The 13,327-nt window shown below is 48.7% G+C and carries 12 protein-coding genes; 10 read left to right on the forward strand and 2 right to left on the reverse strand.

The genetic code is table 11. From position 1 onward, the window contains the following. Nucleotides 1–104 precede the first annotated feature (104 nt). Nucleotides 105–1,475 (forward strand): oxygen-independent coproporphyrinogen III oxidase, encoded by a 1,371-nt coding sequence (hemN, locus tag ACE3T3_RS09755; protein WP_374666392.1) that lies wholly within the window; start codon nucleotides 105–107, stop codon nucleotides 1,473–1,475. An 89-nt stretch (nucleotides 1,476–1,564) separates the two neighbouring features. On the opposite strand, the gene ribA is transcribed toward hemN, so the two are convergent. Continuing rightward, nucleotides 1,565–2,167 carry a GTP cyclohydrolase II gene (ribA, locus tag ACE3T3_RS09760; protein ID WP_374666393.1) on the reverse strand — a complete coding sequence of 201 codons (603 nt, stop codon included), beginning with the start codon at nucleotides 2,165–2,167 and terminating at the stop codon, nucleotides 1,565–1,567. 308 nt (nucleotides 2,168–2,475) lie between these two features. On the opposite strand from ribA, the gene dxs reads away from it, so the two are divergent. The 9 genes from dxs (at nucleotide 2,476) to ACE3T3_RS09805 (ending at nucleotide 11,943) form a co-directional block, all read left to right on the forward strand. Continuing rightward, nucleotides 2,476–4,383, forward strand: a complete 1,908-nt coding sequence (dxs, locus tag ACE3T3_RS09765) for a 1-deoxy-D-xylulose-5-phosphate synthase (protein ID WP_374666395.1) — start codon at nucleotides 2,476–2,478, stop codon at nucleotides 4,381–4,383. Nucleotides 4,384–4,498: 115 nt separating this feature from the next. Beyond that, the gene (locus tag ACE3T3_RS09770) at nucleotides 4,499–5,329 is read left to right on the forward strand and encodes an inositol monophosphatase family protein (RefSeq protein ID WP_374666397.1); all 831 of its coding nucleotides are present in this window, start codon (nucleotides 4,499–4,501) and stop codon (nucleotides 5,327–5,329) included. Nucleotides 5,330–5,463: 134 nt separating this feature from the next. Then, on the forward strand, nucleotides 5,464–6,009 hold the full coding sequence (locus tag ACE3T3_RS09775) for a GNAT family N-acetyltransferase (protein ID WP_374666399.1): 546 nt from the start codon (nucleotides 5,464–5,466) through the stop codon (nucleotides 6,007–6,009). 490 nt (nucleotides 6,010–6,499) lie between these two features. Next, complete coding sequence (locus tag ACE3T3_RS09780; RefSeq protein ID WP_374666401.1) at nucleotides 6,500–8,326, forward strand: DEAD/DEAH box helicase; 1,827 nt, start codon at nucleotides 6,500–6,502, stop codon at nucleotides 8,324–8,326. 380 nt (nucleotides 8,327–8,706) lie between these two features. Continuing rightward, nucleotides 8,707–9,525 (forward strand): ABC transporter ATP-binding protein, encoded by an 819-nt coding sequence (locus tag ACE3T3_RS09785; protein WP_374666403.1) that lies wholly within the window; start codon nucleotides 8,707–8,709, stop codon nucleotides 9,523–9,525. Next, a complete protein-coding gene (gene mlaE, locus ACE3T3_RS09790; RefSeq protein ID WP_086213077.1) occupies nucleotides 9,522–10,301 on the forward strand; it encodes a lipid asymmetry maintenance ABC transporter permease subunit MlaE in 780 nt (259 codons plus the stop codon). Before ACE3T3_RS09785 ends, mlaE begins: the two co-directional genes overlap by 4 nt. Further along, nucleotides 10,301–10,984, forward strand: coding sequence for an outer membrane lipid asymmetry maintenance protein MlaD (locus ACE3T3_RS09795; protein ID WP_374666405.1), 684 nt, complete (start codon nucleotides 10,301–10,303; stop codon nucleotides 10,982–10,984). The genes mlaE and ACE3T3_RS09795 overlap by 1 nt, the downstream gene beginning before the upstream one ends. Nucleotides 10,985–11,001: 17 nt before the next feature. Then, nucleotides 11,002–11,640, forward strand: a complete 639-nt coding sequence (locus tag ACE3T3_RS09800; protein ID WP_374666407.1) for a phospholipid-binding protein MlaC — start codon at nucleotides 11,002–11,004, stop codon at nucleotides 11,638–11,640. 12 nt (nucleotides 11,641–11,652) lie between these two features. Beyond that, nucleotides 11,653–11,943, forward strand: a complete 291-nt coding sequence (locus tag ACE3T3_RS09805) for a lipid asymmetry maintenance protein MlaB (protein WP_374666409.1) — start codon at nucleotides 11,653–11,655, stop codon at nucleotides 11,941–11,943. 231 nt (nucleotides 11,944–12,174) lie between these two features. Here the strand turns inward: ACE3T3_RS09805 and ACE3T3_RS09810 are convergent, their stop codons facing one another. Beyond that, entirely contained in the window at nucleotides 12,175–13,188 is a 1,014-nt protein-coding gene (locus ACE3T3_RS09810) for a CorA family divalent cation transporter (protein WP_374666411.1), read from the reverse strand. Nucleotides 13,189–13,327 lie beyond the last annotated feature (139 nt).

Below are 13,327 nucleotides of genomic sequence, written 5' to 3' on the forward strand. Positions count from 1 at the left end.
GGCTGCAAGGGCCTTATCCCGACTAAAAGGCTAGGTTGAATTCAAAAATGAAGCTCAGCAAAATAGAAGTCAGTTGATCATTTTATGCAGATGGGGCAGTGCGCATGCAGCAGGCGAAATCGCTTATTCAAAAGTACAATGTGCCGGGACCGCGCTATACCAGTTATCCGACTGTGCCGTATTGGGATGAACAGTCTTTTTCATTGGAGATTTGGAAGCAGACGCTGAAGCGTTCTTTTGATGCGTCCAACCGCAGTGAAGGCATCAGCCTGTATATTCATTTGCCATTTTGCGAAAGCTTATGCACCTTCTGCGGCTGCCATAAAAAAGTCACCAAAAAGCATGAGATGGAGCAGCCTTATATTCAGGCCGTGCTCAAGGAATGGGAGCTGTACTGTGCGCTGCTGCAGGATACACCTGTGATTAAAGAAATTCATCTCGGCGGCGGCACCCCGACCTTTTTTTCGCCGGAGCATCTCATTCAGCTGATTCAAGGCATTCTTGGCAAAGCCGAAGTTGCGCCGCAGCATGAATTCAGCTTCGAAGGCCATCCCAACAATACCAGCCGTGAGCATTTGCAGGTGCTGTATGACTTGGGCTTCCGCCGCGTCAGCTATGGCGTGCAGGATTATAATGAAACCGTGCAAAAAGCCATTCACCGCATTCAGCCTTATGAACATGTTGAGCAGGTGACACAATGGGCGCGGGAAATCGGCTATACCTCGATTTCACATGATTTGGTCTTCGGCCTGCCGTTTCAAAACCTGCAGGATGTGCTGCATACCATTGATCAGACCAAGCGCTTGATGCCGGACCGTTTGGCTTTTTACAGCTATGCGCATGTGCCGTGGATTAAAGGCAATGGCCAGCGCGGCTTTAAAGATGCTGATGTGCCCAAAGATGAAATGAAGCGCCAATGCTATGAAGAGGGCAAAGCGCAGCTGCTGGCGCATGGCTATCATGAAATTGGCATGGATCATTTTGCGTTGCCGTCTGATGACATGGCCAAGGCGTTTGCGGCAGGGCACCTGCACCGCAATTTTATGGGTTATACCGCTTCAAAAACCCAAGTGATGATCGGGCTGGGCATGTCCTCCATCAGCGACAGCTGGTACAGCTTTGCGCAAAATGAAAAGAAACTGGAAGATTATTACGCGCGTTTGGAGCAGGGTGAAATCCCGGTCTGCCGCGGGCATGCGCTGTCTCAGGAAGACTTGATCATCCGCAAGCATATTTTAAATTTGATGTGCGGCTTTCATACCTCATGGCATGAAGACTGCCAGTTTTTTCCTGAACTGCCTCAGGTGCTGGAACAGCTGGCGGAAATGCAGCAGGATGGCTTGCTGCATCTGGCTGAAAAAGAAATTCAAGTGACTGAGCAGGGCAAGCCTTTTGTGCGCAATATCTGCATGGCTTTTGATTTGCATTTAAAACGCAAAATGCCACAAAGCCGAATTTTCTCGATGACGATATAATCCCTCCTTGCGGAGCAGTGCTCCTCACCCTTTAAAAAGGGAGGCTTAATTTTCCCCTCTTTTTTTAAAGAGGGGCTAGGGGAGATTATTTAAAAATCATCCTTATCGTACATATGCGACATGCGGTCATGCTTGGTTTTTAAATACTGTTCATTGAATGGATTTAAGCCCACAGTCAGCGGCACGCGGTCAATCACATCAATGCCTAGATCGGTCAGCGCTTTAATTTTTAAAGGATTGTTGGTAATCAGGCGCACTTTTTTGACTTGCAGGTAATCGAGCATGATGGTGCACATGTCATAGCGCCGCGCGTCAGCAGGCAGGTTCAGCATCAAGTTGGCATCTACCGTATCATGGCCCTGATCCTGCAGCGCATATGCGCGGATTTTATTGCTTAAGCCAATGCCGCGGCCTTCTTGACGCAAATATAAAATCACGCCTTGGCCTGCCTCATTAATCAGCTTTTGCGTGGCTTGCAGCTGCGGGCCGCAGTCGCATTTCAAGGATGCAAAGGCATCTCCGGTTAAGCATTCTGAATGAATGCGTACCAGCACCGGCCCTTCCGGCGGTGTTTCCAATCCCTTATAAAGTGCCACATGTTCTTCGCCGGTCTGAGGATCTTGAAATACTGTAATTTTAAACTCGCCATATGCAGTAGGTAATCTTGATGTTGCGACAAATTCTATAGGCACAGTCAAACCCGTTTTTCGTTTAAAAAGTGGCTAAAGTATAGCGTAATGCTTGGACATTGGTAGAATAGCTGGCATCAATTTATGCAGAACATTTTCTTTTTTGTATAAAGCGGACGATAATGGTTGATAAATAGTAAGATTATTCAGGATAATCTCCATCATTCAACAAATACCCGATTTTTGAGTGCTGTTCAAAAATGCAACGCTAGAAATATGGCTGATTGCAGGTGATACAATCCGACAGTATGATCGGATATCCATTTGACCTAGCTTAGAATTTGCCAGGCTTTAGAAGGCTTTGCCATATTATGCTGTATACAGAAATACCGTCTCAACGTCCTACTACACCGCTGCTGGATAGCATTGATCATCCGCAGCAGCTCCGTTTGCTTAAGCGCAGTCAGCTTGAGCAAGTGGCGGACGAACTGCGCCAATTCATTTTGTATGCAGCAGGACAAAGCGGCGGACACTTCGGCGCAAACCTTGGCGTCATTGAACTGACGGTTGCGCTGCACTATTGTTTTAATACGCCGCATGACCGCTTGATTTGGGATGTGGGCCATCAGGCCTATCCGCATAAAGCGCTGACTGGACGCCGTGAACAGCTGGTCACTATCCGCTCTAAAGGCGGCTTGGCGGCTTTCCCTGCGCGTGATGAATCCGTATTTGACACTTTTGGCGTTGGCCATTCTTCTACTGCAATTTCAGCCGGACTCGGCATGTCTTTAGCGCGCCGCTATCAAAAAGATCCGTGCGATGTGGTGGCGATTGTCGGTGACGGCGCAATGACCGCAGGCATGGCCTTTGAAGCCATGAATGATGCGGTTGCGCACAATGCCGATTTGATCGTGGTGCTGAATGACAATGACATGTCGATTTCCTGCAGTACCGGCGGTTTTGCCAAGCATTTGGCGGCGCTGTGGGAGCGCGGTGAATCAGTCAATATTTCTGAAGACGGCGAGGCCTTTGTACAGCCTTATCCGGAGTGGAATTATAATTCCCGCCTGCATAGCGCAGCGACCGATGCCGCCGACAACCTGTTTAAAGCCGTAGGCTTTGATTATTTTGGCCCATTTGACGGCCATGATGTCGTGCAGCTCAGCCATGTGCTCGAGGCGCTGAAAAAGCGTTCCGGCCCGCGTTTGATTCATATTTATACCAAAAAAGGCAAAGGCTTTGCGCCGGCCGAAGCTGATCAGATCAAATATCACGCCATCAGTAAAATCAATGCGCCTGTGGCGGTGAATACTGCGCCGAAATACTCTGATGTATTTGGTCAGTGGCTGTGTGATGAAGCGGCGCAGGATGAACGCTTATTGGCGATTACGCCAGCCATGTGTGAAGGCTCTGGTATGGTGAAATTTGCCAAGCAATATCCCGAGCGGTTTTTCGATGTGGCGATTGCTGAACAGCATGCAGTCACTTTGGCAGCGGGCATGGCCTGTGAGGGGCTAAAGCCGGTCGTAGCGATTTACTCGACCTTCCTGCAGCGCGGCTATGACCAGCTGGTGCATGATGTCGCTTTGCAGAATCTTGATGTGACTTTCGGCATTGACCGCGCCGGTTTGGTCGGTGAAGACGGCCCGACACATGCCGGCGCTTATGACTATGCCTTTATGCGCACAGTTCCGAATATTGTGATTATGGCGCCGAAAGACGAAAATGAATGCCGTCAGATGCTCCATACGGCCTATTTGCACAATGGCCCGGCAGCGGTGCGCTATCCGCGCGGCAATGGTTTGGGCGTGGCGATTCAAAGCCAAATGACGGCTATGGAAATCGGCAAAGCTGAAGTGATTGCTGAACTGAATGCGCAGCATGAAGACTATATAACAGTTTTAGCTTTCGGCAGCCGTGTGCAAGCGTCACTGCAAGCTGCAGAAGCCTTTGCGGCTCAGCATGATGCCGCGGTGCGGGTGGTCAACATGCGTTATGTCAAACCATTGGATGAACAGCTGCTGGATGAACTTGCGGAAAGCACTTTGCTGTTTGTGACAGTGGAAGAGCATGCGGTCATGGGCGGCGCAGGCAGCGCGGTGAATGAGTATTTAGCCAAAGCCAATATTGTTAAGCCAATGCTGAATTTAGGCCTGGAGGACAGCTTCCTGCATCAGGCGACCCATAGCCAAATGCTGCATCAGGCTGGACTGGATGCGCCGGGTATTGAAAAGTCCATTGAGCAGGCTTGGCACAGGGCGCTGCACATCGCACCCTAGGCCGGCAATAAATTTTAGAAACATTTTTTCCCTAAAAGCCCAGATATTTGCTAAAATATCTGGGCTTTTATGCATTATTCTTTATCAGTGTCTTCAAATTTGTAGTGGGTGTTCAATGGAACCTATGGTGGTGATGGCTGCGCGTGCGGCTCAATTAGTTGGTCAAGAGCTTTTAAAAGCGCATCAGAATCGTCATAAACTCGATCTGCAAGTCGAAGAAAAAGGTATCGATGGCCCAGTGACTCGTGTAGACCGCTACATTGAGCAGCTGACAATTGATACGCTGCGCAAAAGCTATAAAAACCACAGCTTCCTAGGCGAAGAGTTCGGTTTTCAAGAAGGTAAAGGTCACGATGCAGACTGGTGCTGGGTGATTGATCCGCTTGACGGCACACTGAACTTCATTCATGGTTTTCCTCATTTCTGCGTATCTATCGCTGTACAGCACAAAGGTGTGACACAGCACGGCGTCATTTATGACCCAGTAAAAGATGAATTGTTCTCTGCAAGCCGCGGCCGCGGCGCAATGCTGAACCAGCGCCGTATCCGTGTAAACGTTAAAGACAGCTTAGACAATACCTTTATGGGTGTTGGCCATGCGTTCCGTAAAGTGCGCAACGGCGAAGTGGTGTCTTATGCAAAAAATCATTTTGATTCATTGCTGAATGTGACTGAAGCTGGCGCGCAATACCGCCGTTCAGGTTCAGCAGCGCTGGATCTGGCTTATGTAGCAGCTAGCCGTTTAGATGGCTACTTTGAACTTGGCTTAAAGCCTTGGGATATCGCAGCGGGCGAACTGATTGTTAAGGAAGCAGGCGGTACTGTAGTCGATGCACGCGGCGGTTCAGATTCTATGGAAAACGGTCAAGTGATCGCATGTTCGATGAAAATGCTGAAACCGTTGATGCAAGCCGTTGTTCCTGCTTGGGGTGAGGCGGCGAAATAAGCCTTTATCTGCAGCGTAGTTCGAGTTTATAAAAACCCTCAGTATTGAGGGTTTTTTTATGCCGTTCATTTGCAAGGCTCATGCTTTGTCATAAAAAATTGAAACCATGAAAAAATTTAAGAATGTTGAAGACTATGCCAAATTTCATTATTGAACCGGCTGGCATCGCTGATGCGGAAAAAGTGGTTGAGCTGCTGGCGATGGCGGATGAAGAAGCATTGCTGGAATTGACCTCTCAGTCCAATCTGCAGGCGGCCAAAGCGGTTTATATGCAGCATTTTTCCAATCCCCGCGTATATTTTAATTATCAAAATATTCTGACCGCAAAGTGCGGTCAAAACATTGCCGGCTGCATTCTGTTTTTTGAAGGCAAATATGAAGAGCAGTATTTGCCGATTTCTGGGCAGCCGCGCAGAACGGAAAGAGAGGCTGAATGGGATGAACTGTATATTGACTCAGTGGCAGTTGATCCGCATTACCGCGGGCAGGGGATTGCTGCGCAGCTGATTGAGCGGGTGTTTGAAAATGCGGCGCAGATCCATTGCGCTAAAGTCTCGCTGCTGGTTGATCTGAATAAGCCGCATTTAATGCGCTATTATCGAAAATTCGGTTTTGCCGACGCGGGATATGTCGATCTTGGCTATGAACGGTTTCTAAAAATGACATGTCCAGTCGGATGATCTGCATCTGCCTTAGGATGGAAATTCGCTTGAAGATCGCTATTTTTCCGCTGCAATCAGCCTTTATGCTGTGCGCTGTGCAGCGGAAATGAAAGATCGGTTCCCGTGCAATCACGCATCGGCATGCTGTTTATGATGCAATTTCGCAGCGGATCAGGGCGGAAACAGGAAAAAACAATAAAACTGCGTGACATTATTAAATCTTCTGCTATAATCCGCGCACGCACTAAATTTCGTTCATTACCTGAACATTTCTCTTCTATATTGTGTATGCGCGTCCGGTCCAAAGAGAGGACATTATTTCGCGTCCCACCCAATCGCTTAAGCGATTCCTTCAGGTTGCGGCTGTAATCATGTGTGCGTTATACGCATCGTCGTTCTCGGATCGCCGCTGATTCTATATTTTCAGCGTTTATTGCTGTGCCGCTTTTTGCCGATGTCCATCAGACCATATATTTAATGGAGCACCCACATTAGGGTGAAATTCTCTATGAGCAAAACTTTTGCTGATTTTTCTTTAGACCAGTCTCTGCAGCAAGCACTCGAGACTCTTGGCTTTACTACTCCTACTCCTGTACAAGAGCAGTCAATTCCTGCTGCTATGGAAGGTAAAGACCTTCTTGTGTCAAGCCAAACTGGTTCTGGTAAAACTGCAGCTTTCTTACTCCCTACGTTAAATGCTTTAGCTGGCCAAGACACTTTTGTGCCATTTAAAGAACGTATGAAAGCAGTTACACAACCTTCTATTTTAGTGATTTCTCCTACACGTGAACTTGCACAGCAAGTTTGCCAAGATGCGATTGCATTTGTACGCCACATGAAAGGCGTGCGTGTAGCAGCGATCATGGGCGGCATGCCATTTGGCAAGCAAATCCAGCAATTAAAAGGCGCGCAAGTTGTTGTTGCAACTCCAGGCCGTTTGCTTGACCTTGTGAACCGCCGTCAAATCAAACTCGACAAAGTTGATTCTTTGATCGTGGATGAAGCTGACCGCATGCTTGATCTTGGTTTCTCTGAAGACCTTGAAGCAATCAGTGACTTGGCTGCAAACCGTAAACAAACATTGATGTTCTCTGCGACATTTGCACCGCGCATCATCAATCTTGCTGAACGCATGATGAATGATCCAGTACGTATTGCGATTGAAACAGGTCATTCTACAAATACAGACGTATCACAAACACTTCATTGGACTGATGGCTTCGAGCATAAGAAAAAATTGCTGACACATTGGTTGAATGAAGAAGACGTAGATCAAGCAGTTGTATTCGCTTCAACTCAAGAAGATACAGACATGCTGGCTGAAGAGCTTTCTGAAGCAGGTCTTTCTGTAGTCGCACTTCATGGCGCTATGCCGCAAACTGTACGTAACCGCCGTTTACGCAGCATCCGTGAAGGCCGCGCTAAGATCCTGGTTGCAACTGACGTTGCTGCCCGCGGTCTTGACGTACCGACAATTTCTCACGTAATCAACTTCGGCCTTCCAATGAAGAATGAAGACTATGTGCACCGTATTGGCCGTACTGGCCGTGCTGGCCGTACCGGTAAAGCGATCACTTTAGCAACTTACCGTGAACGCGGTAAAATCCGTGCTTTAGAAGATTACTTAGAAGCGCGTTTAGAAGTATCTGAAATTGAAGGCCTTGAGCCGTCTCCACCGCCTGCACGCGGTAGCCGTGATGGTGGTCGTGGCCGTAATGGCGGTGGTCGTCGTGATGGCGGTCGTGGCGGTTTCGGTGGCGGACGCCGTTTTGAAGGTGAATCGAATTTCAAACGCCGTGAAGGCGGCCGTGATGGCGAACGCCGTTCATTTGGTGAAGATCGTCCACGCCGTGAAGGCGGTTTTGAAGACCGTCCGCGCCGTTCATTCGGTGATGACCGTCCACGCCGTGAAGGCGGTTTTGAAGACCGTCCGCGCCGCGAATTCAACAACGACCGTCCACGCCGTGAAGGCGGTTTTGAAGACCGTCCGCGCCGCGAATTCAACAATGACCGTCCGCGCCGTGAAGGTGGTTTCAACGACAAACCGCGTTTTGATTCAAATGATGACAACCGCGGCAACCGTGTAGATTACAAACCGCGCCGTGAAGGTTCATTTGGCGACCGTCCGAAACGTGATTTCGGTGATCGTCCAGCGCGCCGTGAAGGTGGTTTCGGTGACCGTCCGCAGCGTTCATTCGGCGATGACCGTCCAAAACGTTCATTTGGCGAAGACCGTCCGCAGCGTTCATTCGGTGATGACCGTCCAAAACGTTCATTCGGTGATGACCGTCCGCGCCGTGAAGGTGGTGACCGCCGCCGCAAATTTAATGACTAAGCCCAGCGTTTAGCATTAATGAAAAAGCCAGTGGAAACACTGGCTTTTTTTATTGCACATTTTATGTGATAAAATGTATACTGGTTCATATTTTTAATATTTTTTGATGATTATGGATAGTGAATCTATTGCGTTGAAAAAAACAGTGATGCCGATTGCCTTGCCTTTTATTGGGGTGGCATTGCTCGTGTGCAATGTCCTTTATTACCTCTACAACTACTTCAATTAAAGGCGATTGAAGAGCCTGCTTAAAACTGCGCTGCAAGAATAAATATAATACAGCCGCCTTCCAGTCAAAACTGATGACATGGAATGGTAACATTTTGAACGCTAATCCTTTATAGTATGCATGCTGAAGAAATGCAGGAAAACGCTCAGCTATGAATAATCAAACACCTCATCAAGCTCAGTCACTGATTGAAGTGAAAAACTTGAGCTTCAAGCGGGGCGAGCGTGTCATTTACGACAATGTCAGTTTAACGATACGCCGCGGGCAAATTACGGCCATTATGGGGCCTTCCGGTACGGGTAAAACCACATTATTGCGCTTGATCGGCGGTCAATTGACGCCGGATCAGGGCGAAGTGCTGCTGGATGGCAAGAACATCGGGCTGATGTCCCGTCAGGAGCTGTTCGCCGCGCGCGCGCGCATGGGCATGCTGTTCCAGAGCGGCGCTTTATTTACCGATATGTCGGTGTATGAAAATGTGGCTTTTCCGATCCGCGCGCACACCAAGCTTCCAGAGCATTTAATTGCCGAGATGGTGGCGCTGAAACTGGAGTCTGTCGGTTTGCGCGGTACGGAACAATTCATGCCGTCTGAACTTTCGGGCGGCATGAACCGCCGTGTCGCTTTGGCGCGCGCGATTGCCTTAGACCCTGAACTGATTATGTATGATGAACCGTTTGCCGGCCAAGACCCGATTGTGATGGGGGTGCTGACGCGGCTGATCCGTTCACTGCGTGAAGCCTTGGATTTGACCACTATTATTGTGTCGCATGATGTGGCGGAAACGCTGTCGATTGCAGACTATATTTATGTGGTGGCAGAAGGCAAGGTGCAGGGAGAGGGCACGCCGGAGCAGCTGAAAGCGCATGCTTCGCCCTTTGTCCGTCAATTCCTGACCGGTTCGGTTGAAGGTCCTGTGGATTATCAATTCAGCCACGAACCGTATTTAAAGCATGAGGTGCGTTCATGAATGCCATTGCCTCATTGGGCAGACGCGTGATTGAGCGTGTCCGCGGTATAGGCACGGCGGCTCTGATGCTGCTGCAAGTGCTGTTTTCTTTGCCGACATGGCTGGGCGTCCAGCTGTTCATTTATCAAATGTACCGTGTCGGCGTGATGTCGCTGCTGATTATTGTGGTGTCCGGCCTGTTTATCGGTGCGGTGCTGGGCCTGCAGATGTACAGTATTTTGGTGACGTTCGGCAGTGAAGCGATGCTGGGCGCAGCTGTGTCATTGACCTTGCTGCGTGAGCTTGCGCCTGTGGTTGCGGCTTTGCTGTTTGCCGGGCGCGCAGGTTCTGCTTTAACGGCTGAAATTGGCTTGATGAAAGCCACTGAGCAGCTGTCCAGCATGGAAATGATCGGTGTCGATCCGCTCAAGCGGGTGATTTCACCGCGTTTATGGGCGGGGATTTTCAGCCTGCCGATGCTGTCGGTGATTTTTGCAGCCGTCGGCATTATGGGCGGAAAAATGGTTGGGGTGGATTTCCTCGGCGCAGATGAAGGCTCTTACTGGAGCGGCATGGAAAATGCCGTGCAGTTTTATAAAGACGTGTTTAACGGCACCATTATTAAAAGTTTTGTCTTTGCATTTATTTGCACGGGGATTGCGGTGTATCAGGGCTATGCCTGTGAGCCGACCTCTGAGGGGATTGCGACATCCACCACCCGGACTGTGGTGTATTCATCGCTGTGTGTTTTAGGTTTTGATTTTGTGTTGACTGCGGTCATGTTTGGAGGTGTTTAATGAAATCACGTGCAAGTGAACTGGCCGTCGGTATATTCGTGATCTTATTCGGTATAGCATTGTTTTTCTTGGCAATGCGCGTCAGCGGCTTAGTGGGGAATACCCTGAAGGATCCGTATGAAATGACGGCCGTATTTGAAAATGTCAACGGCATTAAGCCACGCGCCAAAGTGGCGATGAGCGGCGTTAAAATCGGCCAGGTCGATGCGATTACCTTGGATCCAGTGACCCGTCTGGCGACGGTGCATATGACTTTGGACGGCAGCCTGACGACGTTTAATCCAGCACAGCTGAAGCAGGTGCAAAAGGATGCGCTGGAAGAGCTGCGTTACAGCAGTGATTATGCAGCGGCAGACCCTGCGCAACAAAAAGCAATGGAAAAGCAGCTATTGGATAACATGAAATCCATCACTAATATTGATGAAGATGCTTACATTATGGTAGCGACCAATGGTTTATTGGGCGAGAAATATTTAAAAATCATACCAGGCGGCGGCTTGAATTATCTGAAACGCGGTGACCGCATTGCCAACACCCAAGGTACGATGGAAATTGAAGATCTAGTGACGAAGTTTGTGACTGGCGGCGCCGGAAAATCGTCAGAAAATAACGGCAGCGCGTCAGCTGATTCGGACAACGCTGCATCAGCGCCTGCAGATGCAGAACCGGCATTTACTGAATAATTTTGAGGAGATTTTGCGTGAATACTTTATTTAAACAGACGCTTACAGCCAGCATTCTATCGACAATGATTGCTGGCGCTGCATTTGCGGCACCGTCTGAAGCGCCTCCTGCTTTCGTAAAAAAAGTGGCGGATGGCTTAATTTCACGCCTGAAAGCAGATCACAGCAAACTGCAGCAGAATAATTCTGCGGCAGTCAAAGCGATTATTCGTCAAAACCTTGATCCGTATATCGACTCGCAAGCATTTACCCGTATTGTGATGGGCACATACGCAACCAACCAATACAGTTCAGCGGCTCAGCGCGCTCAATTTGAAAAGAATTTCCGTGAAACTTTGATTGAAAATTACGGCAGCGCATTTGCCAAGTTTACCAATCAAACGTACAGCATGCGCCCGTATAAAGACACCGGCAGCAAAAACCCGGTTGTGACCATTGATTTCAACAACAATGGTGAAAAAATTCCTGTATCGTTCCAATTGGCGGATAAAGGTTCGCAGTGGAAAATCCGCAATATCAACGTGTCGGGCATCGATCTTGGCCTGCAGTTCCGCAATCAGTTCGCAGCGACTGTGAAACGCAATGGCGGCAATTTAGACAAAGCGATTGCCAATTTCAAACCGGATGCAGAAGCAGCGGTGGATAAGAAAAAATAAGACAGGCGCCATATGATTAAATTCGATCAGCAGGAAATGCAGGTTGCTGGAAAAATTGATTACAGCAATGCGGAACAGTACTATCAAAGCGGCTTGAAACTGATTCAGGCGCATAGCCAGTTTCCGCTGGTGGTCAATTTGGCGCAGCTGGAACACGGCAGCACTTTAGCGCTGGCGGTGCTGGTGCGCTGGCTGCGCCAGACTCCGAATGCTCAGGGGCTGCAGTTCAAGGCTGTGCCGGGAAAAATGATGAACATCATTCAAGCTTGCCATTTGGAGCATGACCTGCAGCTGATTCAATAAAATCATGGTCTGTTTAAAAAAAGCGCCTTCGGGCGCTTTTTTATTGCTTCAAGGTTTTCCCTCTCCTTTTAGGAGAGGGGGTAGGGAGAGGTTGTGTATAGTAAAACTTTTCCTAATATGGCCACTTCAGCATGCTAGGAGAGTGAATTTATTTTCCAAGTAAAGTTGATCAATGACTATAGAATCAGCACGATTCTGGTACTTGAAAGGAATATTGGCTTCAAACCCAGCTTAAATCCATTTCTTCCAGCGGAAGTAAATCATTGGGCCGATAAAGAAGGCAATTAAAATCAAGCTGACCACAATAAAGCTGGTTGCGCCGTGCGCAAAAGGCAGCACATCAGTGTTCATGCCGTAAATGCTGGCAATCAGCATCGGCGGCGCCAGCATGCTGGGCAGAATCGAGAATCGGCGGATCGTGTCGTTCTGTTCGGTGTTGATGAACCCCGACGTCGTATCGAGCAGGAAGCGCACTTTTTGGAATAAGAAAGCGTCATGTTCCACCAGCGAGCGCACATCTTCACTGAGCTCTCGGATGTCCGCGTCATAAATATGGCTGCCCAGCGCGCGGGGACGCGACAGGAAAGTCAGCACGCGGCGCAAGTCAATGAGGCAGAGCTGCGCTTTTCCGAGCATATCTTCCAATTGCGCGAGGCGCGTAATCATGTCGTCCAGATCTAAGATCATTTCGCGATGGCGGTTATTCAGCACTTCGGTGGAATATTTTTCCAAGTCCTTGTGGATATCTTCTAAGATATCCGCAAGCTCATCCAGCTTGGCTTCCAGCAGGCCGAGCAAAATCCAGGTCGGCTCTTTGTAGTCAATTTCATAATCATTGCGGCGGGCGCGGGCGCGGAATGCGCGGAAGGCCACCAGCTTTTCACCGCGCAGGGTGAATAAGCGCTCTTTGTGCAGAATGAATGCGACGGTTTGAACGGTTGCCAGAATGCTGGAATTTTCTTCCGGTTCGCCATCGACCTGAAAATTTTTATTTTTCGTTAAAAAATACGTGCTGATATGTAAAATTCCGTCATCATCACGGTAAAATCGGGCAGATGAGGAAATATCTTCGAGTGATTTCAGGGTTGGCAGATTTTGATCATAGGCATCTAAAATCCATTGCTGTTCTTCTTGTGAGGGCGCAATGAGATCGAGCCAGACTAAATCTGGATGCAAATCAAAGTCGCCATTAATGGTGGCGTCTTCCAAGCTACCGCGCTCAGTGGCGTAAAAGGCTTCAAGCATGCCGTCTTTTCTCCTTTGCGCAGTAAGTGTGAATGAATGCGTGTATTCTAGACAAGGATTTCAATAAATACACTGCTCGAATGCTTATTTTATTAAAAAAACTTAATGAAGTTTATTTTAGCGGCATGACAAATTGATA

It is taken from the genome of Acinetobacter sp. (genome assembly GCF_041919735.1).
Lineage (GTDB): Bacteria > Pseudomonadota > Gammaproteobacteria > Pseudomonadales > Moraxellaceae > Acinetobacter.

What these genes read in the sequence shown, in the direction of transcription:
- hemN (WP_374666392.1), top strand. Translation starts at nt 105, where the DNA reads ATGCAGCAGGCGAAATCGCTTATTCAAAAGTACAATGTGCCGGGACCG.
- dxs (WP_374666395.1), top strand. Translation starts at nt 2,476, where the DNA reads ATGCTGTATACAGAAATACCGTCTCAACGTCCTACTACACCGCTGCTG.
- ACE3T3_RS09770 (WP_374666397.1), top strand. Translation starts at nt 4,499, where the DNA reads ATGGAACCTATGGTGGTGATGGCTGCGCGTGCGGCTCAATTAGTTGGT.
- ACE3T3_RS09775 (WP_374666399.1), top strand. Translation starts at nt 5,464, where the DNA reads ATGCCAAATTTCATTATTGAACCGGCTGGCATCGCTGATGCGGAAAAA.
- ACE3T3_RS09780 (WP_374666401.1), top strand. Translation starts at nt 6,500, where the DNA reads ATGAGCAAAACTTTTGCTGATTTTTCTTTAGACCAGTCTCTGCAGCAA.
- ACE3T3_RS09785 (WP_374666403.1), top strand. Translation starts at nt 8,707, where the DNA reads ATGAATAATCAAACACCTCATCAAGCTCAGTCACTGATTGAAGTGAAA.
- mlaE (WP_086213077.1), top strand. Translation starts at nt 9,522, where the DNA reads ATGAATGCCATTGCCTCATTGGGCAGACGCGTGATTGAGCGTGTCCGC.
- ACE3T3_RS09795 (WP_374666405.1), top strand. Translation starts at nt 10,301, where the DNA reads ATGAAATCACGTGCAAGTGAACTGGCCGTCGGTATATTCGTGATCTTA.
- ACE3T3_RS09805 (WP_374666409.1), top strand. Translation starts at nt 11,653, where the DNA reads ATGATTAAATTCGATCAGCAGGAAATGCAGGTTGCTGGAAAAATTGAT.
- ACE3T3_RS09810 (WP_374666411.1), bottom strand. Translation starts at nt 13,188, where the DNA reads ATGCTTGAAGCCTTTTACGCCACTGAGCGCGGTAGCTTGGAAGACGCC.